A 25,084-nucleotide genomic window follows, 5' to 3' on the forward strand; every position below is an offset into this window, starting at 1 on the left:
GAAAGCACGGACACCATGCCCGACATCATCGCAGGAACGGAAATCCCCGGGACTCCGGCTGCCGCGGAGGCCACGGAATTCCTTCGGGAGAAGACGACTCCTTTGATCTTCCACCACTCCCGGCGTGTATTTCTCTTCGGTTCCCTCCACGCGCGTCGGCTCGGCCTGAGGCCCGATCCCGAGTTGCTCTACATGTCGGCGGTTTTCCATGACGTGGGCCTTTTGATCCCGTTCTCGGACGTGCGGCAGCGTTTCGAGCTGGACGGCGCCGACCACGCGCAGAAGTTCCTGCGCGACCACGGGTTCTCCCGGAGCGCCGCCGAGGTGGTCTGGACGGCGGTCGCCCTGCACACGACGCCGGGGCTTCCCGGCCGGATGGGCCCCGAGTCGGCTGCCACGAACTACGGCGTGCTGACCGACGCGGTCGGCTGGGGGCTGGACGGGCTGGAAGGCGACCAGGTGGACGAAATCGTCGCCGCTCATCCGCGGGGCGATTTCAAGAAGGAGTTCTTGCAGGCATTCGTCGACGGCCTCAAAGACCGCCCGGACACCACGTACGGAACCATGAATGCGGACGTCCTGGAGCACTTTGTTCCCGGTTTCCGTCGTACGTCCATGGTCGAGCGCGTCATCGATGCGCCCTGGCCGCGGTGAGCCGGCAGCCATGGCGTCGACGTTTTCGCCAGCGACCGAAAATGCTGACGCCCCGCGTCTCCCACCCGACACCGACAGAGGAGTAACTCGTGCAAGCCATCACCGTCCGGGACCGCGAGGCCGGGGTCACGGGACTGACCCTGGAAGACCTTCCCCGTCCCCATGCCGCGGAGAACGACGTCATCGTGCGGGTGCACGCCGCCGGCTTCACTCGGGGGGAGCTCGACTGGCCCGCGTCCTGGACCGACCGCGCCGGCCGGGACCGCACCCCGAGCGTGCCCGGCCACGAGGTCTCCGGGGTGGTGGAGGAGCTCGGCTACGGGACGACCGGTCTCACCGTCGGCCAGCGGGTCTTCGGGCTGACCGACTGGACCCGCGACGGCTCGCTCGCCCAGTACGTCGCCGTGGAGGCCCGCAACCTCGCGCCGCTCCCCGCCGACGTCGAGCACACGGTGGCGGCCGCGCTGCCGATCTCCGGACTCACGGCGTGGCAGGGCCTGTTCGACCACGCACGTCTCGTCACCGGCCAGACCGTCCTGATCCACGGCGCCGCGGGCGGTGTCGGTTCGATCGCCGTCCAACTCGCCCGCGAGGCGGGTGCCCACGTGGTCGGTACGGGCCGCGCCGCAGACCGGGACACCGTGCTCGGCCTGGGCGCGCACGCGTTCCGCGACCTGGAGAACGACCGGTGGGAGGACGCCGGGCAGGTCGACGTCGTGTTCGACGTGATCGGCGGCGACATCCTCGACCGCTCGGCTCCGCTCGTGCGGGCCGGCGGCACGCTCGTCACCATCGCCCACCCGCCCACCGTGCGACCGGACGACGGGCGGGCCGTCTTCTTCGTGGTGGAACCGGACCGCGCTCGCCTCGCCGACCTCGCCCGGCGGCTGCGGGACGGACGGCTCCGGGTGCGGGTCGGCGCGGTCCGGCCGCTCGCGGAGGCAGCCGCCGCACTCGCCCGGCGAGAGCGCGTCCCCGGCCGCACCGTCATCCGGGTCGCTGAGGACGAAGGGTGACGGGGTCGGACCGGTCCAGTGAAGGAACGACCGCCAGGTCCGGCCCGACTCGGTGGCCGTGCGGATGTGCTGCGGGGCGACGAGGGCGTCCGGCCTGCCCTGTGGCCCCGCAGCTCAGCGGTCCGTCCCTGCGGGAGCCGAGCGTCAGACCGCGCTTTTCGGCTGCGCGCCGGTGCCCTGGGCCGCGCGGAGCTCTTCGTTGATGCGCTGGGCCTCCTCGAGCTGGTCCTCGAGGATGATGATCCGGCAGGCGGCCTCGACGGCGGTGCCGGCGTCGACCAGTTCACGCGCGCGGGCGGCGATGCGCAGCTGGTAGCGGGAGTAGCGGCGGTGGCCGCCTTCGGAGCGCAGTGGCGTGATCAGGCGGTGTTCACCCAGGGCGCGGAGGAAGGCGGGGGTGGTGCCGAGCATCTCGGCGGCCCGGCCCATGGTGTAGGCGGGGTAATCGTCGTCGTCGAGGTTGTCGGCGGGGCGGGAACTGCCAGGGGGCATAGACCTCTTCTTCCGGGTGACGCGTCGGGGGGCCCGGGCGCCGACTGGCGCCCGGGCCCCGAGCTTTCCACACCATCTACCGGCTGACTGCGCCGGCCTTCTGTATCCGCAGGTTCCGCCTGGGAGGGCGGGCTTGCGGGGATCGCGGCTGCGTGACCGGGGACCACCTTCCAATCCGGGGTCTGCGGTACCCGGGCGGCTCTACCCGCCCGGGCGATCCTGATGGCGTTCGGCTCCTTACCTCTTTCGATCGATCTTTCCGTACTGCTGTGCGGCCCGTGGAGCCGCTCGGCTTGATCTGCTTGCACGGCAGTTCGTCTCTGCCGTGCCCTTCGACTTCTGGCTACACCCAGAACGGTAGCTTCCGTCCCGGGCAATGTCTACACCGGCCACTGCAGATTTACTCCACCCAGGGCCGTCCGGATTTTCCTTCTGTCATGTCCGGAACCCGTGACCCGAGCGCGTCAGGTGGCTCTGGGTGGGGCTGCATCCCGGTGCGGTGGCCGTGGTGGGGCATCGACACCGACAGTGATGTCGCGCAGTGGAACGGGATCGTCGCCCTGGGGGTGCCCGGCAGCGGGCGCGCCGCCCCCGAGGTGGAGCGGAGCTGTTCCGCACCGACCCGCCGCCCGAGCGGCTGGCGGCGGGCGACATCTGCCGGGTCGGAGTGCCGCCGACCACGGTGCACGTGACGGCCGTCGACCACCACGATCCCCCGCTCGAAACGGGCCGGCTGCCCCGTCCTCGTCTGACGGTGAGCGTGCTGCGCCGCGGCCTGTCCTATCGGGAGTTCCCGGACGAGAGCCATCTCGACGGCACGGGGCATTCCCTCCACCCGGGTGACGGGATCCCCTTCACCTTCGAACTGTTGCTGCGGCCGTACGCGTCTCTCCAGCCGGGCGACGAGGTCGCGGACGCCGCCGGCCGGGCATGGCGGTTCGACGGGCCCTGGGACTGGGCCGCCTTCGACGGCGAACCGGCCGGCGCGGGCCCCGAGTGGCCGCTCGTCCTGCTCACCCGCGCGGGAACGCCGTGCACCGTCGAGGAGAGGCGGTGGCCGCGGGCACGGCGAGCGGTTCGCACCGGAAGACGGTCCGGGACTGGATGTCCCTGACCGAGGCCTCACCCACCCCCTGACCGGTCGCGTACCGAGACCAGCGGCCCCACAAGGGCCCGCGCCCACTGCGGGATCACTCCGCCACGGGCACGCATTCGGTGAGCAGGTCCACGATGTCGCGCCAGGCTCGCGCCGCGTGCCGTGGGTGGTGGCCGACGCCCGGGAGCACGGGCTGGTCGACGGGCGGGTGGTGGAAGGCGTGCAGGGCGCCGCCGTAGACCACGAGGCGCCAGTCGACGCCCGCGGCCTGCATCTCGGCGGTGAACGCGTCGCGTTGCGCGACCGGCATGATCGGGTCTTCCGACCCGACGCCGGCCCATACCGGGCAGCGAATGCGGGCCGCCTCGCCCGGCCGGCCCGTGGTCAGTCCGTTGACCGTCCCGATCGCCCGCAGGCCGACGCCGGCGCGTCCGAGTTCCACTCCGATGGCGCCTCCGGTGCCGTAGCCGACGGCGGCGATCCGGTCGGGGTCGGTCCGCGGTTCGGCACGCACCACGTCGAGCGCCGCGTGGCCGATGTCCCGCATCCGGTCGGGGTCGGCGAGCAGCGGCAGGCAACGGGCCAGCATGTCCTCGGGGTCGGTCAGATGGCGACCGCCGTGGAGGTCGAAGGCCAGCGCCACGTACCCCAGTTCGGCGAGAGCGTCGGCCCGGTGGCGCTCGACGTCGCTGAGCCCCGGGCCCTCCGGTCCGAGCAGCACCGCGGGCCGGCGGCCGGTGCCGGCCGGCAGCGCGAGGTGCCCGATCATCGTCAGGCCGTCGGCGGGGTACTCGACCGTGCGCGTCATCACTGTCGTCATGCGACGGGACGGTAGTGCCCGTCGAGCCGGCCGGGACGTTGTTTCTGCCGTCGGCAGAGCAGAGCGGGGCCGGCCAGCGGAACGCGGCGCTGGCTCACCCGGACCGTCTCGGCGGATGGAGACGGCGGCGCCGGCCGCGGAGGTGGCGGAGGGACGCGGTCCGGGGCGGCGCTGACGGACGGCCCGGTCGCCAGCCTGGGGGTGGCCGTGCAGTACATCGGCCTCGCGCAGGCGGATCCGGCGAGTGGTCTGTGGCCCGTGGCCGCCGGCCCGAGTTCCGCAGATCCGCCGGGTCGTGGGGCCGGGCCGTTCTGATCGGGGCGGGAGCCGCCCTCGGCCTCATCCTCTATCTCTGGGCCACCCGGCTGAAGATACTGGCCGTCGCCGTCGTCCTGGCCTCGCTCTACCCGGCCGTCCCGACGGCCCTCGGACTCGCGGTCCTGCGCGAAAGGGTCACCCGCGCACAGGCGACGGGTCTGGTGGGTTCGGCCGCCGCCGTCATCCTGCTCAGCCTGGGGTGACACGGCCCGCTGCGCGTGCTCGGACGCCCCCCCGGCGGCGCCGTCCGGCTGCCCGCTAGGCTCGGCGGTCGTGAACCGACGGCGGCGAAAGAAACTGTCCGGGCGTCTCGTCGACGCCGCACTGGTCGGCGACCTCACGCGGGTGAGCGCGCTGCTGCGCGCGGGCGCGCCGGCCGAGACGGCCGACTCCCGGGGTACCACGCCGCTGTACCAGGCGGCGGTGAACGGAGACGCCGGCATCGTCCGCATCCTGCTGGCGGCCGGGGCCTCGCCCGACACGGAGAGCGGTACCGGCTCGGAGGGCACACCGCTGTGCGGGGCGGCCTGCTGGGGCCACACCGAGACGGTGCGCGCCCTCCTGGAGCACGGCGCCGACCCGAACCTGCGGGAGGACCACGGCACGGGCCGGTCCCCGCTCGACTGGGCGACGAAGGGTCCGCATCCCAAGACGGCGGAGCTGCTCGTCGCCGCGGGCGCCCGGCCGGGACCGGCGTCCCTTGACCATGACTGAAGGCCGGTCTCGGATCTCTCCGAAACCGGCCTTCGGACCACGACTCTCACGAGTCGGGACGACAGGATTTGAACCTGCGACCCCTTGACCCCCAGTCAAGTGCGCTACCAAGCTGCGCCACGTCCCGATGTGCTCACGCGCGGTGCACCGCGCGATCACGCGGACAGCACTTTACCCCACACCCCGGGCTACGCCTAAGCGGGGACGGGCGAGGGACAATCGGCCCCATGGACAGCCCTGCCGACAGCACAGCCTCGGACCGCCCGGTGGACCCGCGGGACCGCGACGACGAGGGGCGGGCCCGCAACGCCCGCCCGCGGGACGGGCTGGGACGCCCGCTGCCGTACGGCGCGGACGGCGTCCCCCGCCAGCCCGAGGGCGTCGTACGGGCCCCCGACGAGACGGTCGCCGAGGCGCAGCGGCTGCTGGACGAGGGCAAGCCCTTCCACGCGCACGAGGTCTTCGAGGACGCCTGGAAGTCGGGCCCCGAGGAGGAACGGGAGCTGTGGCGGGGCCTGGCCCAGCTGGCCGTCGGGCTCACGCACGCGGCCCGCGGCAATGTCACCGGCGGGGCCAGGCTGCTGCGGCGCGGGGCCGGGGCCGTGACGGAGTGGGCGGCGTCGGAGCACGGTCAGGGGCGGCCGTACGGGATGGAGCTGGACGCGGTCGCCGGGTGGGCCCGGGAACTGGCCCGGGACGTGGAGGACGGCGCGCCGGTGGATGCAGGGGCTCGGGCGCCGCGGCTGCGGGGCTGAAGCCCCCTTCGCGGGCCCCGCGAGCGGACTGCCGCCGGGCCGGGACCCGCGGCCACAGGAACCCGAGCCGCCGCGGGGCCGCGGCGCGGGACGTGGAGAACGGCGCCGGTGGACGCGAGAGCCCGGGCACCGAGGCTGCGGGGCCGAAGCCCTCTTCGCGGGGCCCGCGAGCGGACTGCCGCCGGGCCGGGACCCGCGGCCACAGGAAACCGGGACCCCGAGCCGCCGCGGGCCGAGGGCAGCCCGGGCGGGGCGTCGTCGGTGGCGTACGGCAGACTCGGGGCGTGCGGACAATTCATGTGATCGGTATCGGCGCGGGCGACCCCGACCAGCTCACCCTCCAGGCGGTCCGGGCGCTGCGGAGCACGGACGTGTTCTTCGTCCTGGACAAGGGCGAGGCCAAAGCTGACCTGGTGCGACTGCGCCGGGACATGCTGGAGACGCACGTACCGGAGGGCACGTACCGGGTCGTCGAGGCGCGCGACCCGGAGCGGGACCGCACCGCGGGCGGCACGGCGTACTCCCCCGCCGTCGGGGACTGGCGCAGCGCCCGCGCCGGCATCTACGAGCGGCTGATCGCCGAGGAGCTGGGCGAGGACGAGAGCGGCGCGTTCCTGGTCTGGGGCGATCCGGCGCTGTACGACAGCACGCTGGGCATCCTGGAGGAGATCCTGGACCGGGGCGCGGTGGCGTTCGAGTACGACGTCGTGCCCGGCATCAGCAGTGTCTCCTCGCTCGTCGCCCGGCACCGGACCGGGCTCAACCGGGTCGCGCGCCCGGTGCAGATCACGACCGGCCGGCGCCTCGCCGAGGGCTTCCCGGAGGGCGTGGACGACGTGGTGGTGATGCTGGACGCCCAGCAGACCTTCCGGCAGTACGCGGACCAGGACATCGACATCTACTGGGGCGCCTACCTGGGCACCCCGGACGAGATCCTCGCCTCCGGCCCGATCGCCGAGGCCGCGCCCCGCATCGAGCGCCTGCGCGCCGAGGCCCGGGAGCGCAAGGGCTGGATCATGGACACGTACCTGCTGCGGCGCAACCCGAAGGACCGCTAGACCCTGCCGCCCGGCTGACAGTCGCCGAGGAAACGTCACGGACCGCTGCGATCCAGCCGCCCGTGCTGGACAAGCGCCGCCGCAACGTCGTCTTCGTCACGACGGTGGAGGAGGGGTTCCTCACCCGGCACGGTTCGCTGCTCTCGCACACCGAGGCCGGCGCCCGCGAGGCCCTGGTCATCGGGCGGGCCTGGGCCACGTGGTTGGAGGACCGGGTGGAGCAGGACATCGGCCGCTCCTCGGACGCGGACCTGCGCGTCGCCGTGGACGCGATCGCCAAGCGCCTGCTGGTCGAGGATCTGAGCAACGGGCTGCCCGCCCGAGTGCGCCGGCCCGTCGCCGAGGCGGCGCACTGAGACAGCGGGAGCGGTCCGACGGGCCGCCGCGCGCCGGCGGGGCCGCTTCCGTCAGGGTGCGCCGAAACCGAGCCGCTCCAGTACGCCGGACACGTCGGGCACCACGGGCACGCCCGCCGGCAGCGGGGGCCTGCGCACGACGACCACCGGCAGGGCGAGGTCCCGGGCCGCCGTCAGTTTGGCCGCCGTGGCCGCTCCCCCGCTGTCCTTGGTCACCAGCACGTCGATGCGGTGGTCGCGCAGGACGGCGGTCTCTCCGGTCACGGTGAACGGACCACGGGCCAGCAGGATCCGGAGGTCCGGCGGGAGGGGCGGGTCGGGAGGCTCCACCGAGCGGGCGACGAAGTGGAGGCCGGTCAGGTGCGCGAAGGCCCCCAGACCCAGGCGGCCGGTGGTCAGGAAGACACGGCGGCCGAGACCCGGCAGCAGGCCGGCCGCCTCCGGGAGGGACGCGACCGGGTGCCACCGGTCACCGGGGCCGGGGCGCCAGCCGGGCCGGCGCAGGATCACCGCCGGGGTCCCGCAGACCGCAGCGGCGCGTGCCGCGTTCGCCGTGATGGTCTCGGCGAAGGGGTGGGTCGCGTCGACGAGGGCGCTCACCCCCTGTTCGCGCAGCCACACGGCCAGCCCGTCCGCACCGCCGAACCCGCCGACGCGCACCTCGCCGTCGACCGCGCCCGGCCGGGTGACCCGCCCCGCCAGCGATGTCGTCACCCGCACCCCGGGCCGGTCCGCCAGGACGGCGGCGAGGCGGCGGGCCTCGGTGGTGCCGCCGAGGACGAGGACGTGCGGGATCGGCATGGTGTCGAGAGTACGAGGTGGCCCGGTCCGGGCATGCCACCGGCTCCGGTGGCCGCGGCCTCTGCGGGACGGGCCGGTGGGCAGGCTCACCCCGGCGCGGTCCGGTGGCGGTGCGAGCGCGTCACCCGAGGTGCCGGCGTCTCCTGCGGAGGGCTCAGAAGTCGTCCGCTCCGTTGCGGAGTTCGGGCGTCCAGTAGCCGGTGAGCGCCTTCGCCGGGTCGACGGCGATGCCGTCGCTGCCGGGCGCGGTGACGGCGATGACCGTGGAGTCGCCCTCCAGCATGACGGAGAACGCGGACACGGGCTCGTTCTCCTCGTCGACCCCGCCGTCCGACAGCTTCACCAGGGCGTAGGCCGGGGCTCCCGCCTGGAGCACGACCGGCGTGGCCGGCTTGCTCTTGGCGACGGCCGGGACGTCCTGCTTGTGGCTCTCCAGGAACTGGATCTGCGGAAAGCCCGTCAGCCGGCAGGAGTGCCCGGTGCTGTTCCGCGCCGTGAGGACGAGGTGGGTGTAGGGCGGACCGTCCTGCGTGGCGGCGGTGACGCGGACGTCCCGTGCGGTGCAGACCGGGGTGGAGGCGGACGCCTGCTCGCCGGTCGCACCGGTGTCACCCGCGGAGGCGTCGGTGGAGCCCGCCGAGTCCTTCGATCCCGCCGAGTCGGCCGAACCCGCCGCGCCGGACGTGCCGGACGTGCCGGTGCCCTTGCCGGCCGTCGTCCCGTCCGCCGCCGGGGACGACGCCACCGTGGTGGTGGCGGACGGCGCGGACGTCGACTTGCTGTCCGCGTCGCTCTGGCAGGCGGTGAGGGACAGGACGAGGGCGGTGCCCGCGACGGCGAGCAGCGCGGAGCGCTGACGCAGAGTGCTGTGGTTCATGTGAGGGATCCCCGTTCGGTGAGCTACGGCATGCATGCCACGGTCGTTCGACGACGGGTGGTTCGAGCCGTTCCCGAGCCCGCACCGGCTCCGTCCCCGGCGGATCCGTCCGCCGGGGGCGTCCGGACCGCGCAGGCCGGGAGGGCGTTCCGCGTCGGCCTTCAGTCGATCACTTCCGGTCTCCGCCGCCCAGGCGGTTCTCCCGGCAGAAGTCCCGTGGGCGATACTTCTGCCGGTGGCTCGCGTCCGGACGAGCCGGACGATCGGGGTCATCGACGGTGCGCGACGGCACGCCTTCTGCTGGGGACTTCGGGCGGCAGTTGCGGGACCTGCGGGGCCGCGCCGGGCTGAGCCAGGAGGCACTGGCCCATGCGGCAGGGGTGAGCGTCAGGGCTCTGGCCGACATGGAGCGCGGACGCACCCGGGGTCCGCAGCGCCGTACCGTGCAGGCACTGGCCGAAGCGCTGGGACTGGACGGCGACGAGGCGGCGAGCCTGGAGGGATCCGCCGCCCTCGGCCGTCCGCGTCCCCGGACGGCCACCGACCCGGCCGGCCCCGGCACCCTGGCCCTGCCCCGCGACATCCAGGACTTCACCGCCCGCGGCCCGGCCCTCGCCCGGCTGCTGGACCTGGCGCGGGACGCCGAGTCCGGCCGGCCGGTGGTCACCGTGGTCGCCGGGCAGCCCGGTCTGGGCAAGACCGCGTTCGCGGTGCACGCCGCGCACCGCCTCGCCCCGCACTTCCCGGACGGGCGGATCGCCCTCGACCTGCACGGCATGGATCCCGAGCCGACCACGCCCCGGGACGCGCTGGCCCGGCTCCTCGGCGCGATGGGGGTCGCCGACGCGGCGATACCGGCCGGCACCGACGACCGTGCCGGTCTGTGGCGGTCCCTGGCCGCCGGGCGGCGCATGCTCCTGCTGCTGGACAACGCCGCCGACGAGTCCCAGGTCGGCCCCCTGCTGCCCGGCACCGGTCCGTGCCTGACCATCGTCACCAGCCGCCACGCCCTGGCGGGTCTGGAGTCCGTGCACCGCACCGATCTGGCCCTGCTGCGGCGTGAGGAGGCGGTGGAACTGCTGACCCGCATCATCGGCCCGGACCGGGTGCGGGCGGAGGCACAGGCGGCGCGCGATCTCGCCGACCTGTGCGGGCACCTGCCGCTGGCCGTCCGGATCGCCGGCCAACGGCTCCTCAGCCGGCCGCACGAACGCCTCGGCAAGCTCGTCGCCCGCCTCGCCGCCGAGGGCCGGCGCCTGGACGGCCTCCAGGCCGGAAGTCTGCGGGTGCGTGCGGCCTTCGCGCTCTCCTACCGGCAACTGCCGCCGGAGACGCGGACGGTGCTGCGGCGCGCCGCGCTGTCCGCCGGAGCGGACTTCGGCCCCGAGACCGCCGCACTCCTGGCCGGACTGTCCTACGACGAGGCGGTCGCCTGCGCCGAGGAACTGACCGACGCCGGGCTGCTCCAGAGCGATGCCGGCGCCGAGCGGTACCGCTTCCACGACCTGCTCAGGCTCTACGCCGCCGAGCAGGTCGAGGCCGAGGACGGCCCCGAGGTCCGCGACGCCGCCCTCGACCGGACCGCGCACTGGATGCTGCGCCGTGCCACCGCCGCCGCGCTGCACTTCGACGTCGACCACGAACGGACCGCACCGCAGGACGATCCTGACCCGGAGACGGCGCCCACCGGCCGGGAAGAGGCGCGGGCCTGGCTGGAGGCCGAACGGGCCCAGTGGCTCGCCGCGTTGCGCCGGGCCCATGACACGGGCGGGCACCGGCAGGTCCTGGACACGGCGGAGGCGATGCACTGGTTCTCCGATCTCAACCAGCACTGGGAGCAGTGGGTGGAGGTGTTCCAGCGCTCCGCCGACTCCGCCCGTGCCCTGGGCAGCAGGCGGGAGGAGGCCGTTCACCTCAACTATCTCGCCTGGGCCTACAACCTGTGCGTGCACGACCCGCACGCCGCCCTGGCGAGCGCGGACGCCGCGCTCACGGCGGCCCGCGAGTGCGGGGACGGGCTCCAGGAGGGCTGGGCACTCGGCTACGGCGCGGGGGCGCTGAACCGGCTGGGGCGCGCGGGAGAGGCCCAGGAGCGCCTGCGCGAGGGGGCCCGCTGCCTCGCCTCACAGGAGTCGCCGCAGGGCCGGCTGGCCGAACTGACGAGCCTCAACTCCCTCGGCACCCTGCTGCGCCAGGCCGGACGGGCGGCCGAGGCGCTGGACATCCACCGCCGCAGCGAGCGGATCTGCCGCGCGGGGGTCCCGGGCCGTACCGACGAGGTGATCGCGTTGTACCTCGCTGTCGCCCGGCAGCAGATCGGCAACGACCTGGCGGCCCTGGAGCGCTGGCAGGAGGCCGAGGCACCGCTGCGGCAGGCCCTCGCCGCCTTCGACGCCGCGAAGATGCCGGCCTGGACGGAGCAGGCCCGGCTGGACCTGGGCCAGGTGCTCGACGCCATGGGACACCCCGACGCCCGGGAGACGCTCCGCACCGCCCGCGACGCCCTCGCCGCGCTGAGAAGCCCCCGTCAGGCCGAGGCCGCCACCGCACTCGACACGCTCGACGAAGCCGCCGCCGGCACCGTCTAACGCAGGAGCAGTTGCAGGCCGCCCACCACCGTCGCCGCGATGACCAGTCGCTCGAAGAGTCGCTGGTTGATCCGTTTCACCGCCCAGGTGCCGAGGAAGGCGCCGGGCACCACGAACACGACGAGCACGGCGTCGAGGAGCAGCGAGTGGCCGTCGATCAGGCCGAGGCCGGCGCTGAAGGGCAGCTTGGAGACGTTGACGATCAGGAAGAAGAAGGCCGAGGTGCCGAGGAAGCCGAGCTTGCGGAAGCCGGCGGAGAGCAGGTACATCGACATCACCGGGCCGCCCGCGTTGGCGACCATGGTGGTGAAGCCGCCGAGGACGCCGTACGAGCGGGCCTTGACGCGGCCGGCCCGGGAGGTGATCTCGTCCGGCTGCTCGGCGGCGTCGGCCTGCCGCCGGCGCCACACCGTCATGCCGGCCATGCACAGCAGGATCACGCCGATCGACGTCCGTACGACCGTGTCGTCGGCCCACACCAGGAACACGGTGCCCACCACCACGCCGGCCCCCACCGCCGGGAACAGCCGCCACAGCGTGGGCCAGTGCGCGTGGCGCCGGTAGGTGAGGACGGCCAGGATGTCACCGGCGATGAGGACGGGCAGCAGGGCGCCGGTGGAGGCACGGGCCGGCAGGACCGCCGCGAAGACCGCGAGACTGACCGTATTGGCCCCGCTCACGGCGGTCTTGGAGAAGCCGACGAGCAGGGCCGCGAAGGCGAGCGCGGCGAATTCCCAGCCGGTGAGGTGCCAGAGCGTCATGGTGTCCATTGCGGGCACCGATGCTATGCGTACCCGGCAGGCGCCCGTAAGGAGCGTCTCGTCAGGCGATCACCGACGGCCGGCGTACCGCGCCCGCAGTTCCCGCTTGAGCACCTTCATGCTCGGGCCCAGCGGCAGCGCGTCCGTGAACTCCACCCGGCGCGGGTACTTGTACTTGCCGAGGTGCTGCTTGGACCACTCGGTGATCTCGGCGCCGTCCGGTGTCGCGCCCGGGGCGGGGACGACCACGGCGCACACCTCCTCGCCGTGCAGTTCGTCCGGCAGGCCGATGACCGCGACCTGGGCGATGCCGGGGTGGCGCATCAGGACCTCCTCGACCTCGCGCGGATACACGTTGTAGCCGCCCCGGATGACGACGTCCTTCTTCCGGTCCACGATCCGCAGGAAGCCCTCGTCGTCCTTGGTGCCGAGGTCCCCGGTGCGGAACCAGCCGTCGACGAGCGCCTCGGCGGTGGCCTCGGGGCGGCCGAGGTATCCGGAGAAGACGTTGTGGCCGCGCACGACGACCTCGCCCAGCTCACCGGGCGGCAGCAGTTCGACGCGGTCCTCCGTCTCGGCGCGGGCGATCTCGACGTCCACGCCCCACAGCGGGTGGCCGATGGTGCCGGGCCTGGCGCCGAACACCGGCTGGTTGACGGCCGCGGCGGGCGAGGTCTCGGACAGCCCGTACCCCTCGTAGATCTTGGCGCCGAAGGCCTCCTCGAACCGCTCCAGCACGGCGACGGGCAGCGAGGCGCCGCCGGAGATGCACACCCGCAGCTCGGGCAGGGCGCCGGCCTCGGCCGCCGCCGCGGCGAGGGCGACGAACATGGTGGGCACCCCGTGGAAGGTGTTGACCTTCTCCCGCACCATCAGCTCGATCGCGCGCGCCGCGTCGAAGCGGGGCAGCAGGACGAGGGTCGCCCCGGCCCGCCAGGTGGAGTTGAGGGAGACGGTCTGGCCGAAGGCGTGGAACAGCGGCAACGCGCCGAGCGCGATGTCGTCGGGGCGGATGTCGTTGGCGTCGAAGGCGTTGACGGTCGCGTTCATCACCAGGTTGAAGTGGCTGAGCACCGCGCCCTTGGGCACGCCGGTGGTGCCGCTGGTGTAGAAGACGACGGCCGGGTCGTCGGCGTCACGCGTCACGTACGAGGGCAGCGGCTCGGCGTCCGCGGCGAGCTTGCCGAGTTCGTCGCCCAGGACGACGACCCGCACCCCGGCCTCCCGCGCGGCGGCCGCTCCCGTCTCCGCCTGCGCCGGGTGCACCAGCAGCAGGCCGGCGCCGCTGTCGGTGAGGACGTGCCCGACCTCCGCCGGGGACAGCAGCAGGTGGACCGGGACGACGACGGCACCGGCCGCGGCGATCGCGTAGTACGCCTGCGGGAAGTCGGCGGTGTTCGGCGCCATCAGGGCGACCCGGTCCCCCGGCCGGACGCCCAGCTCCGCCAGGGCACCCGCCTGGGCGCGGGCCCGCTGCCACACCTCGGCGAAGGTCAGCCGCAGGTCGCCCTCGACCAGTGCCTCCTTGTCGGGACGGCGCCGGGCGTTCTCGGCGAGGATGGCGGCGACGGAGAGGGTTGCCATGGGGTGTTGCTCCGTTTCCTTGCTGCGGCTCTGCAGTGGGGTCGGGTGGGTGGCGGCAACGGCCTAGGACCGTTCGACCAGCACCGCGCTGCCCTGCCCCACGCCGACGCACATGGTGGCGAGTCCGCGGGCGGCGTCGGTGCGCCGCATGCGGTGGAGCAGGGTGGTGAGGATGCGGGCGCCGGAGCAGCCGAGCGGGTGGCCCAGCGCGATGGCGCCGCCGGTGGGGTTGACCAGGGCGGGGTCGATGCCGAGCTGGTCGACGCAGGCGAGGGCCTGGGCGGCGAACGCCTCGTTGAACTCGGCCTCCGCGATGTCGTCGATGCTCCAGCCGGCGCGGGCCAGGACCTTGCGCGTGGCGGGGACCGGGCCGATGCCCATGACGTCCGGGTGGACGCCCGCCGAGCCGCCGGCCACGTAGCGGCCGAGCGACTCGAGGCCCAGGTCGTTCAGTGCCTCCTCGCTGACCAGCAGGAGGGCCGCGGCGCCGTCGTTCATCGGGGAGGCGTTGCCCGCGGTGACCGTGCCGCCGGCGCGGAAGACCGGCGTGAGTCGGGCCAGCTTCTCGACGGAGGTGTCCTCGCGGACGCACTCGTCGGTGTCGACGACCACGCCGTCGGGCCGCTCGACGGGGAGCAGCTCGGCGTCGAAGTGGCCGTTCTTGCGGGCCTCGGCGGCGAGGCGGTGGCTGCGCAGGGCGAACTCGTCCTGCCGTTCGCGCGACACGTCGTACCGCGCGGCGACCTCCTCCGCCGTCTCGCCCATGGCCAGCAGGCCGTGCAGGTCCTTCATCGCCGGGTTGACCAGGCGCCAGCCGAGCCGGGTGTCGGCGGTCTCGATGCGGTGCGGCAGGGCCTCGTCGGGGCGGGGCAGGACGAAGGGGGCGCGGCTCATCGACTCCGAGCCGCCCGCGAGCACGATGTCGGCCTCGCCCGCGGCGATGGTGCGGGCGGCGGTGGTGACGGCTTCGAGGCCGGAGGCGCACAGGCGGTTCACCGTGGCGCCGGGCACGGTCTCGGGCAGGCCCGCGAGCAGGGCGGCCATGCGGGCGACGTTGCGGTTGTCCTCGCCGGCCTGGTTGGCGGCGCCCCAGTACACGTCGTCGATGCGGGCGGGGTCGAGCGCGGGCACGTCGGCGACCAGGCCGCGGATCACGGTGGCGGCGAGGTCGTCCGGCCGCACGGCGGACAGGGCGCCGCGCAGCTTGCCGATCGGGGTGCGGCGGGCGGCCGCGAAGTGGACGGGACGCACGAGGTGACTCCTGACCGTCGTCGCTCGGCCGCCGGGCGGTGTGCCGCCGGCCGGCCTCCGCGAGCCTTCTTCCTTCATTCCCGCAGCGAAATTAGCACTGCTAGTTTTGGACTATAGACCTCCGGCCGCCTCCCTGGGAAGATCCTCCGGGTGACCTGCACCGACGCAGCTGGAGGAGACATGGCCGAGGCCCGCGAGCACGTCCTGTCCGGAACGCGGGGACGGATCACCGTCCGCGAGTGGTCCGCCGAGCGGCCCCGGTACGCGGTGCTGCTGATCCACGGCTACGGGGAGCACGCCGGCCGCTACGAGGAGGTGGCCGGCGTGCTGACGTCGCACGGCGCTGCCGTCTACGGCCCCGACCACATCGGGCACGGCGCCTCCGAGGGGGAGCGGGTGCTGATCGAGGACTTCGAGGACGTGGTCACCGACGTGCACGCGGTGGCGGAACTCGCCCGGGCCGCCCACCCCGGCCTGCCGGTCGTCGTGATCGGCCACTCCATGGGCGGCCTGATCGCCTCCCGCTACGCGCAGCGCCACCCCGAAGGGCTGACCGCGCTGGTGCTGTCCGGCCCGGTCATCGGCGACTGGGAGCTGCCGCGCCGTCTGCTCGCCCTGGACGAGATCCCCGACACCCCGATCAGTCCGTCCTCGCTCTCCCGGGACCCGGCGGTCGGCGCGTCGTACGCGGCCGACCCGCTGGTGTGGCACGGCCCGATGAAGCGGCCGACGCTGGAGGCCTTCGTCCGGACGCTGGAGACCGTCGCGAAGGGCGGCGACGTCGGCCGGCTCCCGCTGCTGTGGGTGCACGGCGACGACGACCGGCTGGTGCCGCTGCCCGGCAGCCGCGTCGGCGTCGAGCGGCTCAGCGGCGGCCACCTCACCGAGCGGATCTACCCGGGCGCCCGGCACGAGGTCTTCAACGAGACGAACCGCGCGGAGGTGTTCACGGACGTCACGCGCTTCCTGGACGGCGTGCTCGCCCGCTGAGCGGCCGGAGGCGTTTGCCCTGGTGCCCCACGGGCACCCGCGCCCCACGGAGTGGTTGCGCCGCCGCCCGCGTGGGACATCGCGGCCGCCGGCCGTGCGGCAGGCACCTGCGAGGAGGAGCGCGTCGCTCCGCTCCGTACGACCCGAGGCCCGGCGGTGAGGAACGGCTGAAGCGCCGCACGACTGCCCTGACGCCTCGCACGCACATCCGCACGACGAAAGAGGGGCACCATGGCCGACGCCCTCGAACTCGACGCGCTGTGGGAGGACTTCCACCGCGTGGTGAACATGACGTCCGCCGAGCTCGCGGACTGGCTCCGGGTACGGGACTCCGGCGAGCTGACCGAGCCACTGCCGGACGACGCCGGCTCGCCACTCGGTCAGCACGTCCTCGCGATCCTGCAGAAGCGGCGCACGGACCTGACGGAGGGCGACCTGCGCGCGATGCGCAAGGTCGTGGACACGGTGACCTCGCAGGCCGACCTGGAGAACGAGCCCCGGGCCGACGACACCCGGCTCAGGCACCGGCTGATGACGATCGGCCACGACCCGCTGAAGCCGTAGTGGCGGGCCACGACGAGCGCGTCGTACGGGAACTCGTCGGCGCGCACGGGCAGACGTACGCCGAGGAGGCCGGCATCCGGCTGAGGGACACCCCGCAGCCGCTGTACCGGCTGCTGGTCCTCGCCCACCTGCTCAGCGCCCGCATCCGCGGCTCGGTCGCCGTGGCGACCGCCCGGACCCTGGACGAGGCCGGACTCGGCGACCCGCGCCGCATGGCCGGCGCCGGCCGGCAGGAGCGGGTGGACGCCCTCGGCCGGGGCGGCTACCGGCGCTACGACGAGCGCACCGCGACGCAGCTCGGCGACGGGGCGGGGCTGCTGATCGAACGGTGGGGCGGGGATCTGCGCCGGCTGCGGAGGGAGGCGGACGGCGAGGTGCCCGAACTGCGCCGCCTGCTCCAGGAGTTCCCCGGTGTGGGACCGGCCGGTGCGGACATCTTCCTGCGCGAGGCCCAGCGGGTCTGGCCGGAGGCGGCCCCCTACCTCGACCGCAAGGCGCTGCAGGGAGCGCGGCGCCTCGGCCTCCCGGAGGACGCCGGCCGGCTGGTCGGGCTCGCCGGCGGAACGGAACCGGCCGTCCTGGCCGCCGCCCTGGTGCGCGCGGCCGTGGACAAGGAGACGGTGCGGGACGCCCTGGACCGCGCCGGCTGAGCGCGTACACGCCCCCACGGCCGGGGCGCGGGCTCTGCTTCGCACCTCCGCGGTACGGTTCCGGCCCCGCCCCCGCGGTCCTGCCGTCACCCGGACGGTCCCGTGCGCTGGTGACCCCACCGCCTCGGTGATGCCCTGAGGACACCGTGCCACGTCCTCCAGGAGGCATCCGCGATGAGCCGTCGTCCGTCCCACCCCGTCCGTCTCCTCGCCTCCGCGCTCGCGGCCGGCGCGCTGCTGACCACGGCGGCCTGCTCGGACGACGGCGGCGGGCCGGGCACCGCCTCGGACACCGCCGCCGAGGAGGCCGCCCGGGCCGCTTCGCCCGCCGTCGAGCGCGACGCGGTGCGGGAGGCGCCCACCGGCTCCCCCACGGCCTCACCGTCCCCCTCCACCTCGGCTCTCACCGCGCCCGGCGCGAAGGCCGCGCTGATCACGGAGGCGGACGTGGAGGACGACTGGAACCAGGTGCCGAACGCGGACAAGTGGCACGACAGCATGCTCATCGGCAAGGTCGACGTGTCCGACTTCCTGTCCGCGAAGGCCGACGCCGCGGAATGCCAGCAGCTGCTCGACCGGCTCTACTCCGGCGATCTGCTGGGCACGCCGTCCGGGGCGTCGGCGGTCACCGGCTTCGAGCAGGGCGACTCCCGTCTGCTGGAGCAGGTCGCCGCCTACCAGCGCAGCCAGCTGGACACCTCCCTGAAGTGGATGGCCTCGCTGCCGGAGACCTGCGACCAGTTCACGGCGACCGACGACTCGGGCGACAAGCGGACGGTGCAGGTGACCGAGGCCTCCGTGCCGAAGGTGGGCGACACCCGACAGGGTGTGCACGTGACGGTGCAGGGCAACGCCGGCGGCAACCCCGCGACCCTCACCCTGGACGTCGCCGCCGTGCGGGTCGGCATCAACGCGGTCGCGGTCACCGGCGGCGGCCTGAGCGGCGGCGAGACCGACTCCGTGCAGCAGGCGACGCAGCAGGGCACCGAACGGCTGCAGACCGTCCTGGCGGGCAAGACCCCCTCCCCGCAGCCCGGCGACCTCGACTGACCGCGCCGCGCAGCACCCGCCCCGCGTCCTCGGGCGCGGGGCGTCGCCGTGCGCGCCCTGGCCCAATCCCGGGACACGGTGATCAACCGGGCGGCACAATGGTCCGCGACGGGCGGCGCACGCGCGAAGCCCGGCGGGCACCGCATCCCGTCCCGTCTGGGAGGACGTATGACCACTCTCGCCGACCCCGTCCCCGGCGGACGGCCCGGTGACGTCGCGCGGGCCGCCTCGCTGAGCGGCGAGCTGGCCGGGCTGGGCGTCCACGGTGTCGTCCTGGCGTACGTCGACACCGCCGGGATCGGCCGGGTGAAGACCGTGCCGACCGCGAAGCTCGCCTCGGCCGCGGCCTGGGGCGTCGGGATGTCGCCGGTGTTCGACACCTTCCTCGCGAACGACGCGATCGTCACCACGGACGTCCTCGGCTCCCCGGACGGCGACCTGCGCCTCTACCCGGACCTCGACCGGCTGACCGTCCTCGCGGCACAGCCCGGGTGGGCGTGGGCGCCGGTGGACCGGATCACGCAGGAGGGCGAGCCGCATCCGGCGTGCGGGCGGACCGTCCTGCGCCGGATGGTGAGCGAGGCCGCCGAACGGCACGGGGTCACCTTCCGGGCCGCCGTCGAGATCGAGTGGGTCCTCGGCCGGGGCGACGCACCCGACGACACCTTCGTGCCCGCCGTATCGGGGCCGGCGTACGGCGCGACCCGGCAGATCGGGCTGAGCGACTGCGCCGCCGAGCTGCTGGCCGCCCTGGCGGCGCAGGACGTGGACGTGGAGCAGTTCCATCCCGAGTACGCGCCGGGGCAGTTCGAGGTCTCGGTGGGCGCGGTCGACCCGGTGGCGGCGGCCGACCGCAGTGTGCTGGTGCGCCAGACGATCCGGGCGGTGGCCCAGCGGCACGGGCTGCGGGTCTCCTTCTCCCCCGCGGTGTCGGCGCGGGGCGTCGGCAACGGCGGTCACCTCCACCTCTCGGCCTGGCGGGACGGGACGAACCTGCACGCGGGCGGTCCGGGCCGGTACGGCATGACGGCCGAGGCCGAGTCACTGGTGGCCGGGGTGCTCGCCCACCTCCCCGGGCTCACCGCGGTGACCGCGCCCAGCCCGGCCAGCCGGCTGCGGCTCAGGCCGTCCCAGTGGGCCGGGGTGTTCACCGCCTGGGGCCGGGAGACCCGCGAGGCGGCCCTGCGCGTGGTCACCGGCACGGCCGGGGTGCGCGACCAGGCGGCGAACCTGGAGGTCAAACCGGTCGACCTGGCCGCCAATCCGTACCTCGCGCTCGCCTGCGTGATCGCCGCCGGGCTGCACGGCATGGCCTCGTCCGCGTCCCTGCCCGAGGAGATCACCGGCGACCCGGCCCGGCTCGACCCGGACGAGGCCGCGGCCCGGGGTGTGCGCCGGCTGCCGGTCTCGCTCGCGGAGTCGGTCGACGCGTTCCGCGCGGACGACGTGCTCCGCGGCGCGCTGGGGCCGGTCCTGGCCGACGCGGTGACCGCGGTGCGGCGGGGCGAGATCGCGGCGGTCGACGGGCTGGACGACGACCGGTTGGCGGCGGCCTACCGCTGGATCTACTGACATGGCCGCGGGCCCCGTCCACGAGACCCTCGCCGCCCTGGACCTGGTCGACCACCACTGCCACGGCGCCGTCGTCGACGACCTGGACCGGGCGGGCTTCGAGTCCCTCCTCACCGAGGGCGAGGCGTGGCCCGGCGTCTCGGCCTTCGACAGCCCCGTCGGGCTCGCCGTCCGCCGGCACTGCGCGCCCCTGCTGGACCTGCCGCGCCACGCGTCGCCGGACGCGTACCTGGCCCGGCGCTCCGAGCTCGGCGCCGCCGAGGTGAACCGGCGGTTCCTGCGCGCCGCGGGCACCCACGTGTTCTGCGTGGACACCGGGTACGCCCCGCACCGCGTCACCACGCCGGCCGGCCTGGCCGGGGCGGCGGACGCGGTGGCGTACGAGGTCGTCCGGCTGGAGGGCGTCGCGGAGGCGGTGGCGGCCGGAGGCGTGGAGCCGGACGCGTACGCGGAGGCGTTCCGCACGGCCGCGTGGGAGGCGGTGCGGCGGCCGGACGTGGTGGGCGTGAAGTCGGTGGCCGCCTACCGCACCGGCTTCGACCTCGACCCGGCCCGCCCGTCGGCCGAGGAGGTGACGCGGGCCGCCCGGCGCTGGCTGGCGCGCGGAGGCCGGCTGGACGACCCCGTGCTCGTACGGCATCTGCTGTGGACCGCCGTCGACCTCGGCCGGCCGCTGCAACTGCACACCGGGTTCGGCGACAGCGACATCCGCATGCACCGCGTCGACCCCACCCGTCTGACCGACTGGCTGCACCTGATCGCCGGGACGGTCCCGGTGCTGCTGCTGCACTGCTGGCCCTACCAGCGGCAGGCGGCCTACCTGTCGGCGGTCTTCGAGCGGGTGTACCTCGACGTGGGCCTCACCCTGCACCATGTCGGCCCCGCCCGGGCGGGCGCGATCCTGGCGGAGGCCCTGGAGATCACGCCCTTCCGCAAGCTGCTGTACAGCTCCGACGCCTATGGAGTGGCCGAGTTCCACCACCTCGGGGCGCTGTCCTTCCGGCAGGGGCTCGCCGGGCTGCTGCAGGAGCGGGTGGACGCCGACGAACTGGCCCTTCCGGACGCGCTGCGTATCGCGCGGTGGACGGGCCGCGACAACGCGATCCGGGTGTACGGGCTGCCCGGCGACCCACCGGACGACGGCTGAGCGGCGTGGGGACGGTCACAGTCCCGGAGCGGCGCCCAGGAAGCACGAGACGTTGAAAGTATGATCAAGCGATGTCTGACATGACCGAAACCACGCCGGGCTGGCTGACGACCGACGAACTCGAGATGGCGCGCGCACGCATGCCGATCCTGTACGTCGAGGCCGTGCCCGTGCGCGTCGACGACAGCGGCGAAGTCACCAGCGTGGGCCTGCTGCTGCGCATCGGGCCGGACGGCACGGTCAGCCGGACCCTGGTCTCCGGCCGGGTGCTGCACCACGAGCGGGTCCGCGACGCCCTGCTGCGCCATCTGGAGAAGGACCTCGGCCCGGTGGCGCTGCCCCGGGTGCCGTCCTCGCTCCAGCCCTTCACGGTGGCGGAGTACTTCCCCACGCACGGCGTCACGCCGTACCACGACCCCCGGCAGCACGCGGTCTCCCTCGCCTACGTCGTGCCGGTGACCGGCGACTGCCGGCCGCGGCAGGACGCGCTGGACCTGGTCTGGTTCAGCCCGCAGGAGGCCTTGTCGGCGGCGGTGCAGAGCGAGATGCCGGGCGGGCACGGGGTGCTGCTGAAGCAGGCGCTGGCGCATGTGGGCTGCGTGATCTGACGGGGGACCGCGCGGCGCCGCGGGAGGGACCGGCGGGCGTCGGCCCGCGGGGCCCTCGCCCGCGCCCGGAACCGACAAAAGGGTCCCGCGGGCTCTCACCCGCGAAGACCCTTCGCTCTGTCGGGACGACAGGATTTGAACCTGCGACCCCTTGACCCCCAGTCAAGTGCGCTACCAAGCTGCGCCACGTCCCGTTGCCCGTGTGACCTGGGGTTTCCCCTGGCCGAACGCGCAGGAAAACCATACCGCACTCGGGCCGGTGGTCGCGCACCGCTTTTCGGGGCGGGCGGTGCCCCGCAGGTCAGCCCCGCTCCGCGCGGGCCCGTCCGCGCAGCGCCGTCCGGCCCGGCCCGGCGGCGCTCGCGTCGACGCGCACCAGGCCGCGTACCGCCGGTATCACGAGCAGGGTGGTGCACACCACGAAGCTCATCGCACCGGCGACGAGCAGGACGTGGCCCGCGCCGAGGGCCGAGGCCGCGGGGCCGGCGAGGGCCTGGCCGACGGGCATCATGGCGAGGGAGCCCGCGACGTCGTAGGCGTGGATGCGGTTGAGGACGTCGGGCGGGACCTGGGTCTGCACGCTGGTCGCCCACATGACGCCCCAGAAGGACATCCCGGCGCCGGCGACGGCGGCGCCGGCGGCCATGGCCGGTACGCCGAGACCGGCGCCGACGCTCGCCGGGAAGGCGGCGAAGCCGAAGAGGGCGATCGCGCCCGCGCGGAGCATGCGGCGCGGGCGCAGCCGCAGCGCGAGGAGTCCGCCGACGACCGTGCCGGCGCCCAGGGCCGAGTTGACCAGGCCGTAGGCGCGCGGGCCGTGCTGCTGCACGACCTCCGTCGCCACCAGCGGCACGGTCGGACCCCAGACGGCGATCATGTAGATGCCCCAGACGGCGATGACGCCCCACAGCCAGGAACGGGACCGGAATTCGCGCCATCCCTCGACGAGGTCGGCGCGGAAGGCCTCGGTGGCGCGGCCCGCGGGCTGCCGGCCGGCGCGGTCCCGGGGCGGGAGGGGAGGCAGGCGGAGCAGCAGCAGGCACAGGGCGCTGACCGCGTAGGTGGTGGCGTGGGCGGCGAAGACCCCGCCGGGCGAGGCGAAGCCGACCAGCAGTCCGGCCGCGGCGGGGCCGGCGAGCTGGGCCGCGGACTCGGCGACGCGGATGGCGCCGTTGGCGCCCTGGATGTCGGAGGCGAGCCGGGGCACGGTGCTGGCGACGCCGGGCTGGAACACGGCGCCCGCGACACCGTTGAGGAAGCCGATCGCGCAGATCTGCCAGAGGACCACATGGCCGGAGAAGAAGAGCGCGGCGGCCAGGGCCTGGGTGACCAGGCGCACCAGGTCGGCGCCGATCATGAGCCTGCGGGTGCTGAACCGGTCGGCGAGGACCCCGCCGAAGACGACCAGTCCGGCGAAGGCGGCGGCCGTCGCGGCCATGGCGAGCCCCACGGCGCCCGCCCCGTACCCGTGCTGGAGCAGGCCGGCGGCCAGGGCGACGGGCAGCATGGTGTCGCCGAGCCGGGCGACGGCCCGGGCGACGAAGAACAGGGCGAAGTCCCGTGACCAGACGGGTCGTGCCGCCTTCCGCTGGGCCGGCCCCTCGTGCGTGGGCCCTGATGACGTCCCGGCCATCCCGCGCGCTCCCCTCCCCGGCCGGTCCCCCGGCCCTGTGCTCGCCGCCCGGGCCCCCGTCGATCCCCCGGCCCCTGGTCCCCCGTCGCGCTACAGGCAGCCGGAGCCCCCCTCCGGCCCCGGCTGCCACGCTTGTCTCCGGATCATGCCACGGGGCACTGACAACGCCCGAAGGGTTTTCAGCCCCCGGTCGGGAGTCCCAGCCGGGGGTGCGCCTCCAGCAGCCGGGAGGGGGCGGCCTGGCGCCAGGAGTCGGCGAGGATGTCGCGCAGCTCGTCCTCGCCGTCGAGGGCGGCCAGGCGCGCCCGCACCCAGGCGAACTGGGCCTCGTGACCGGCGATCCAGAACTTCTCCGGCTCCGCCAGCACCAGTTCGGCGCGTTCCTCCTTCGGGCAGCGCACCGCCATGGAGGTCTCGTCCTCGGGCAGCGTGGCGAACATCTTGCCCGCGACCCGGAACGTGGGCATGCTCCAGGCGGTCTTCTCCGTGGTGTCCGGCAGGGACAGGGCGATACGGCGTACGTCTTCGGCGTCCGGCATGTCAGGCACCGTAGCCGCCGCCACTGACAATCAGCGGGGAATCAACCGCCGGCCGCGAGGGCGCCGACCTGCTTGAAGTAGAGGGTCGTCGGCCGCAGCACGCCTTCCGGGCTCGCCGCGTAGTCGGGGATCGTCCCGGCCCGTGTCCACCCGGCGGAGCGGTAGAGGTGTTCGGCGGGGCTGTCGGTCTCGGTGTCCAGGTGGAGCAGGGTGATGCCGGCCCGGGCGGCGGCCTCCTCGGCGACGGCCAGCAGCCGACGGCCGAGTCCCCGGCCGCGGGCGTCGCGGGACACCATGAGTTTCACCAGCTCGGCGCGGTGGCGGCTGTTGGGCTTGTCGGGCAGGGCGAGGCTCACCGTCCCGGTCACCCGGTCCCCCTCCTGCGCCACCCATACGGTGAGCTGTCCGGCCGCCACGGCGGCGGCCCGTCCCCGCCACCAGGCGAGGGCCTCGCCGCGGTCGAGCGGCGCCAGGAAGCCGACGGAGGCGCCGCCGTCCACCGTGTCGGTCAGCAGGTCGGTCAGCTCCTCCAGCAGCGCGGTCAGCCGGGCCTCGTCGGCGAGGGTCACGGTCACGGCAGCACCACCGCCAGCACGTACCGCGCGTCCTCCGGGCCGGCACACCGGAACCTGGTCGGCCCCCACACCCGCAGCCGCAGGCAGTCGCCGGTGCCGAGCTCGTGCGCGACGTCCTGTGCGGTCACCTCCAGTGCCCCTTCCAGGACCCAGATGTGCTGTTCGAGGCCGGGCACGGGCGGCCGGTCGTAGGCGATGTCGGCGCCGGCGGTGAGCCGTCCCTCGACGAGTTCGCCGCGCAGGCCCGCGTGCGGCGGGGAGACCGACCTGCGCACGAATCCGGCGGTGCGGTCCTCCCACAGCGGCTGCTCACCGGCGCGCACCAGGAGTGCCGGCTCCGCCTCGACCTCGCTGAGCAGCCGGGACATGGTCCGTCCGTACACCGCGCACAGGCGGTTCAGCACGGAGGCGGTGGGGCTGATCTCCGCGCGCTCGGCCCGGGACAGGGTGGACCGGCTCACCCCACTGCGCTCCGCCAGCTCGCCCAGCGACCAGCCGTGCTCGGCGCGCAGCTCGGCGAGGCGGGCGCCGAGCCGGGCGTCGACGGGATCCGGGAGTGGGGCGGGACTGTGCACCGCCTCGGACTGTTTCATATCCGGGATGCTATCCCAGATC

Annotated in this window: 26 protein-coding genes, 2 tRNA genes and 1 pseudogene; 16 read left to right on the top strand and 13 right to left on the bottom strand. The window is 74.4% G+C overall.

Annotated features, from left to right (window positions below):
- Positions 1–15 precede the first annotated feature (15 nt).
- Complete coding sequence (locus ACIRG6_RS13715) at positions 16–654, top strand: HD domain-containing protein (RefSeq protein WP_403322610.1); 639 nt, start codon at positions 16–18, stop codon at positions 652–654.
- An 89-nt stretch (positions 655–743) separates the two neighbouring features.
- Positions 744–1,670 carry an NADP-dependent oxidoreductase gene (locus ACIRG6_RS13720; protein WP_403322613.1) on the top strand — a complete coding sequence of 309 codons (927 nt, stop codon included), beginning with the start codon at positions 744–746 and terminating at the stop codon, positions 1,668–1,670.
- 144 nt (positions 1,671–1,814) lie between these two features.
- On the opposite strand, the gene ACIRG6_RS13725 is transcribed toward ACIRG6_RS13720, so the two are convergent.
- Positions 1,815–2,162 carry a MerR family transcriptional regulator gene (locus ACIRG6_RS13725; RefSeq protein WP_350721886.1) on the bottom strand — a complete coding sequence of 116 codons (348 nt, stop codon included), beginning with the start codon at positions 2,160–2,162 and terminating at the stop codon, positions 1,815–1,817.
- Positions 2,163–2,703: 541 nt separating this feature from the next.
- Between ACIRG6_RS13725 and ACIRG6_RS13730 the strand changes: the two genes are divergently transcribed.
- The gene (locus ACIRG6_RS13730; protein WP_364681262.1) at positions 2,704–3,276 is read left to right on the top strand and encodes a hypothetical protein; all 573 of its coding nucleotides are present in this window, start codon (positions 2,704–2,706) and stop codon (positions 3,274–3,276) included.
- A 76-nt stretch (positions 3,277–3,352) separates the two neighbouring features.
- On the opposite strand, the gene ACIRG6_RS13735 is transcribed toward ACIRG6_RS13730, so the two are convergent.
- Positions 3,353–4,078: a dienelactone hydrolase family protein gene (locus tag ACIRG6_RS13735; protein ID WP_364681259.1), complete on the bottom strand. Its 726-nt coding sequence runs from the start codon at positions 4,076–4,078 to the stop codon at positions 3,353–3,355.
- Between the two features lie 251 nt (positions 4,079–4,329).
- On the opposite strand from ACIRG6_RS13735, the gene ACIRG6_RS13740 reads away from it, so the two are divergent.
- Positions 4,330–4,599, top strand: coding sequence for an EamA family transporter (locus tag ACIRG6_RS13740; protein ID WP_403322616.1), 270 nt, complete (start codon positions 4,330–4,332; stop codon positions 4,597–4,599).
- Between the two features lie 70 nt (positions 4,600–4,669).
- Entirely contained in the window at positions 4,670–5,110 is a 441-nt protein-coding gene (locus ACIRG6_RS13745; protein WP_403322618.1) for an ankyrin repeat domain-containing protein, read from the top strand.
- A 53-nt stretch (positions 5,111–5,163) separates the two neighbouring features.
- On the opposite strand, the gene ACIRG6_RS13750 is transcribed toward ACIRG6_RS13745, so the two are convergent.
- Positions 5,164–5,237, bottom strand: a tRNA-Pro gene (locus ACIRG6_RS13750).
- A gap of 100 nt (positions 5,238–5,337) precedes the next feature.
- Between ACIRG6_RS13750 and ACIRG6_RS13755 the strand changes: the two genes are divergently transcribed.
- The 3 genes and pseudogenes from ACIRG6_RS13755 to ACIRG6_RS13765 all read left to right on the top strand — a co-directional run.
- Complete coding sequence (locus ACIRG6_RS13755; RefSeq protein WP_364681250.1) at positions 5,338–5,865, top strand: DUF309 domain-containing protein; 528 nt, start codon at positions 5,338–5,340, stop codon at positions 5,863–5,865.
- A 284-nt stretch (positions 5,866–6,149) separates the two neighbouring features.
- Positions 6,150–6,923 carry a precorrin-6A synthase (deacetylating) gene (cobF, locus tag ACIRG6_RS13760; protein WP_318215440.1) on the top strand — a complete coding sequence of 258 codons (774 nt, stop codon included), beginning with the start codon at positions 6,150–6,152 and terminating at the stop codon, positions 6,921–6,923.
- Positions 6,924–7,012: 89 nt separating this feature from the next.
- Positions 7,013–7,279: pseudogene (locus ACIRG6_RS13765) on the top strand (MFS transporter); the annotation flags it as partial.
- A gap of 51 nt (positions 7,280–7,330) precedes the next feature.
- Here ACIRG6_RS13765 and ACIRG6_RS13770 read toward each other — a convergent pair.
- Positions 7,331–8,080 (bottom strand): cobalt-precorrin-6A reductase, encoded by a 750-nt coding sequence (locus tag ACIRG6_RS13770; RefSeq protein WP_364681245.1) that lies wholly within the window; start codon positions 8,078–8,080, stop codon positions 7,331–7,333.
- Positions 8,081–8,234: 154 nt separating this feature from the next.
- Complete coding sequence (locus tag ACIRG6_RS13775; protein ID WP_403322621.1) at positions 8,235–8,957, bottom strand: DUF4232 domain-containing protein; 723 nt, start codon at positions 8,955–8,957, stop codon at positions 8,235–8,237.
- Positions 8,958–9,235: 278 nt separating this feature from the next.
- Here ACIRG6_RS13775 and ACIRG6_RS13780 point away from each other — a divergent pair, with 278 nt between their 5' ends.
- Positions 9,236–11,545, top strand: a complete 2,310-nt coding sequence (locus tag ACIRG6_RS13780) for an ATP-binding protein (protein ID WP_403322624.1) — start codon at positions 9,236–9,238, stop codon at positions 11,543–11,545.
- Here the strand turns inward: ACIRG6_RS13780 and ACIRG6_RS13785 are convergent.
- The 3 genes from ACIRG6_RS13785 to ACIRG6_RS13795 form a co-directional block, all read right to left on the bottom strand.
- On the bottom strand, positions 11,542–12,315 hold the full coding sequence (locus ACIRG6_RS13785; protein ID WP_403322627.1) for a sulfite exporter TauE/SafE family protein: 774 nt from the start codon (positions 12,313–12,315) through the stop codon (positions 11,542–11,544). The two genes, ACIRG6_RS13780 and ACIRG6_RS13785, sit on opposite strands and share 4 nt — an antisense overlap.
- 60 nt (positions 12,316–12,375) lie before the next feature.
- The gene (locus tag ACIRG6_RS13790) at positions 12,376–13,890 is read right to left on the bottom strand and encodes a long-chain-fatty-acid--CoA ligase (RefSeq protein ID WP_364821980.1); all 1,515 of its coding nucleotides are present in this window, start codon (positions 13,888–13,890) and stop codon (positions 12,376–12,378) included.
- Between the two features lie 63 nt (positions 13,891–13,953).
- Positions 13,954–15,141 (bottom strand): thiolase family protein, encoded by a 1,188-nt coding sequence (locus ACIRG6_RS13795; RefSeq protein WP_318215434.1) that lies wholly within the window; start codon positions 15,139–15,141, stop codon positions 13,954–13,956.
- Between the two features lie 180 nt (positions 15,142–15,321).
- On the opposite strand from ACIRG6_RS13795, the gene ACIRG6_RS13800 reads away from it, so the two are divergent.
- The 7 genes from ACIRG6_RS13800 (at position 15,322) to ACIRG6_RS13830 (ending at position 21,722) form a co-directional block, all read left to right on the top strand.
- Positions 15,322–16,131, top strand: a complete 810-nt coding sequence (locus tag ACIRG6_RS13800) for an alpha/beta hydrolase (protein WP_403322630.1) — start codon at positions 15,322–15,324, stop codon at positions 16,129–16,131.
- 231 nt (positions 16,132–16,362) lie between these two features.
- The gene (locus tag ACIRG6_RS13805) at positions 16,363–16,695 is read left to right on the top strand and encodes a DUF3140 domain-containing protein (protein WP_318215432.1); all 333 of its coding nucleotides are present in this window, start codon (positions 16,363–16,365) and stop codon (positions 16,693–16,695) included.
- Positions 16,695–17,345: an HhH-GDP family DNA glycosylase gene (locus ACIRG6_RS13810; RefSeq protein ID WP_364681226.1), complete on the top strand. Its 651-nt coding sequence runs from the start codon at positions 16,695–16,697 to the stop codon at positions 17,343–17,345. Before ACIRG6_RS13805 ends, ACIRG6_RS13810 begins: the two co-directional genes overlap by 1 nt.
- A 174-nt stretch (positions 17,346–17,519) precedes the next feature.
- Entirely contained in the window at positions 17,520–18,395 is an 876-nt protein-coding gene (locus ACIRG6_RS13815; RefSeq protein ID WP_364821985.1) for a hypothetical protein, read from the top strand.
- Between the two features lie 168 nt (positions 18,396–18,563).
- A complete protein-coding gene (locus tag ACIRG6_RS13820) occupies positions 18,564–19,967 on the top strand; it encodes a type I glutamate--ammonia ligase (protein WP_403322634.1) in 1,404 nt (467 codons plus the stop codon).
- A gap of 1 nt (position 19,968) precedes the next feature.
- Positions 19,969–21,114: an amidohydrolase family protein gene (locus ACIRG6_RS13825; RefSeq protein WP_364681218.1), complete on the top strand. Its 1,146-nt coding sequence runs from the start codon at positions 19,969–19,971 to the stop codon at positions 21,112–21,114.
- An 80-nt stretch (positions 21,115–21,194) separates the two neighbouring features.
- Positions 21,195–21,722 (top strand): NUDIX hydrolase family protein, encoded by a 528-nt coding sequence (locus tag ACIRG6_RS13830; RefSeq protein WP_189231746.1) that lies wholly within the window; start codon positions 21,195–21,197, stop codon positions 21,720–21,722.
- A gap of 120 nt (positions 21,723–21,842) precedes the next feature.
- Here the strand turns inward: ACIRG6_RS13830 and ACIRG6_RS13835 are convergent.
- From ACIRG6_RS13835 to ACIRG6_RS13855, 5 genes are all read right to left on the bottom strand, one after another.
- A tRNA-Pro gene (locus ACIRG6_RS13835) sits at positions 21,843–21,916 on the bottom strand.
- A 107-nt stretch (positions 21,917–22,023) separates the two neighbouring features.
- Positions 22,024–23,355 (bottom strand): MFS transporter, encoded by a 1,332-nt coding sequence (locus ACIRG6_RS13840; protein ID WP_403322637.1) that lies wholly within the window; start codon positions 23,353–23,355, stop codon positions 22,024–22,026.
- 179 nt (positions 23,356–23,534) lie between these two features.
- A complete protein-coding gene (locus tag ACIRG6_RS13845) occupies positions 23,535–23,894 on the bottom strand; it encodes an MmcQ/YjbR family DNA-binding protein (protein ID WP_364681212.1) in 360 nt (119 codons plus the stop codon).
- A gap of 41 nt (positions 23,895–23,935) precedes the next feature.
- Positions 23,936–24,469: a GNAT family N-acetyltransferase gene (locus ACIRG6_RS13850; RefSeq protein WP_364821992.1), complete on the bottom strand. Its 534-nt coding sequence runs from the start codon at positions 24,467–24,469 to the stop codon at positions 23,936–23,938.
- On the bottom strand, positions 24,466–25,062 hold the full coding sequence (locus tag ACIRG6_RS13855) for a helix-turn-helix domain-containing protein (protein ID WP_364681207.1): 597 nt from the start codon (positions 25,060–25,062) through the stop codon (positions 24,466–24,468). Before ACIRG6_RS13855 ends, ACIRG6_RS13850 begins: the two co-directional genes overlap by 4 nt.
- Positions 25,063–25,084 lie beyond the last annotated feature (22 nt).

The organism is Streptomyces flaveolus (assembly GCF_044765825.1).
In the GTDB taxonomy this organism is placed as follows: Bacteria; Actinomycetota; Actinomycetes; order Streptomycetales; family Streptomycetaceae; genus Streptomyces; species Streptomyces flaveolus.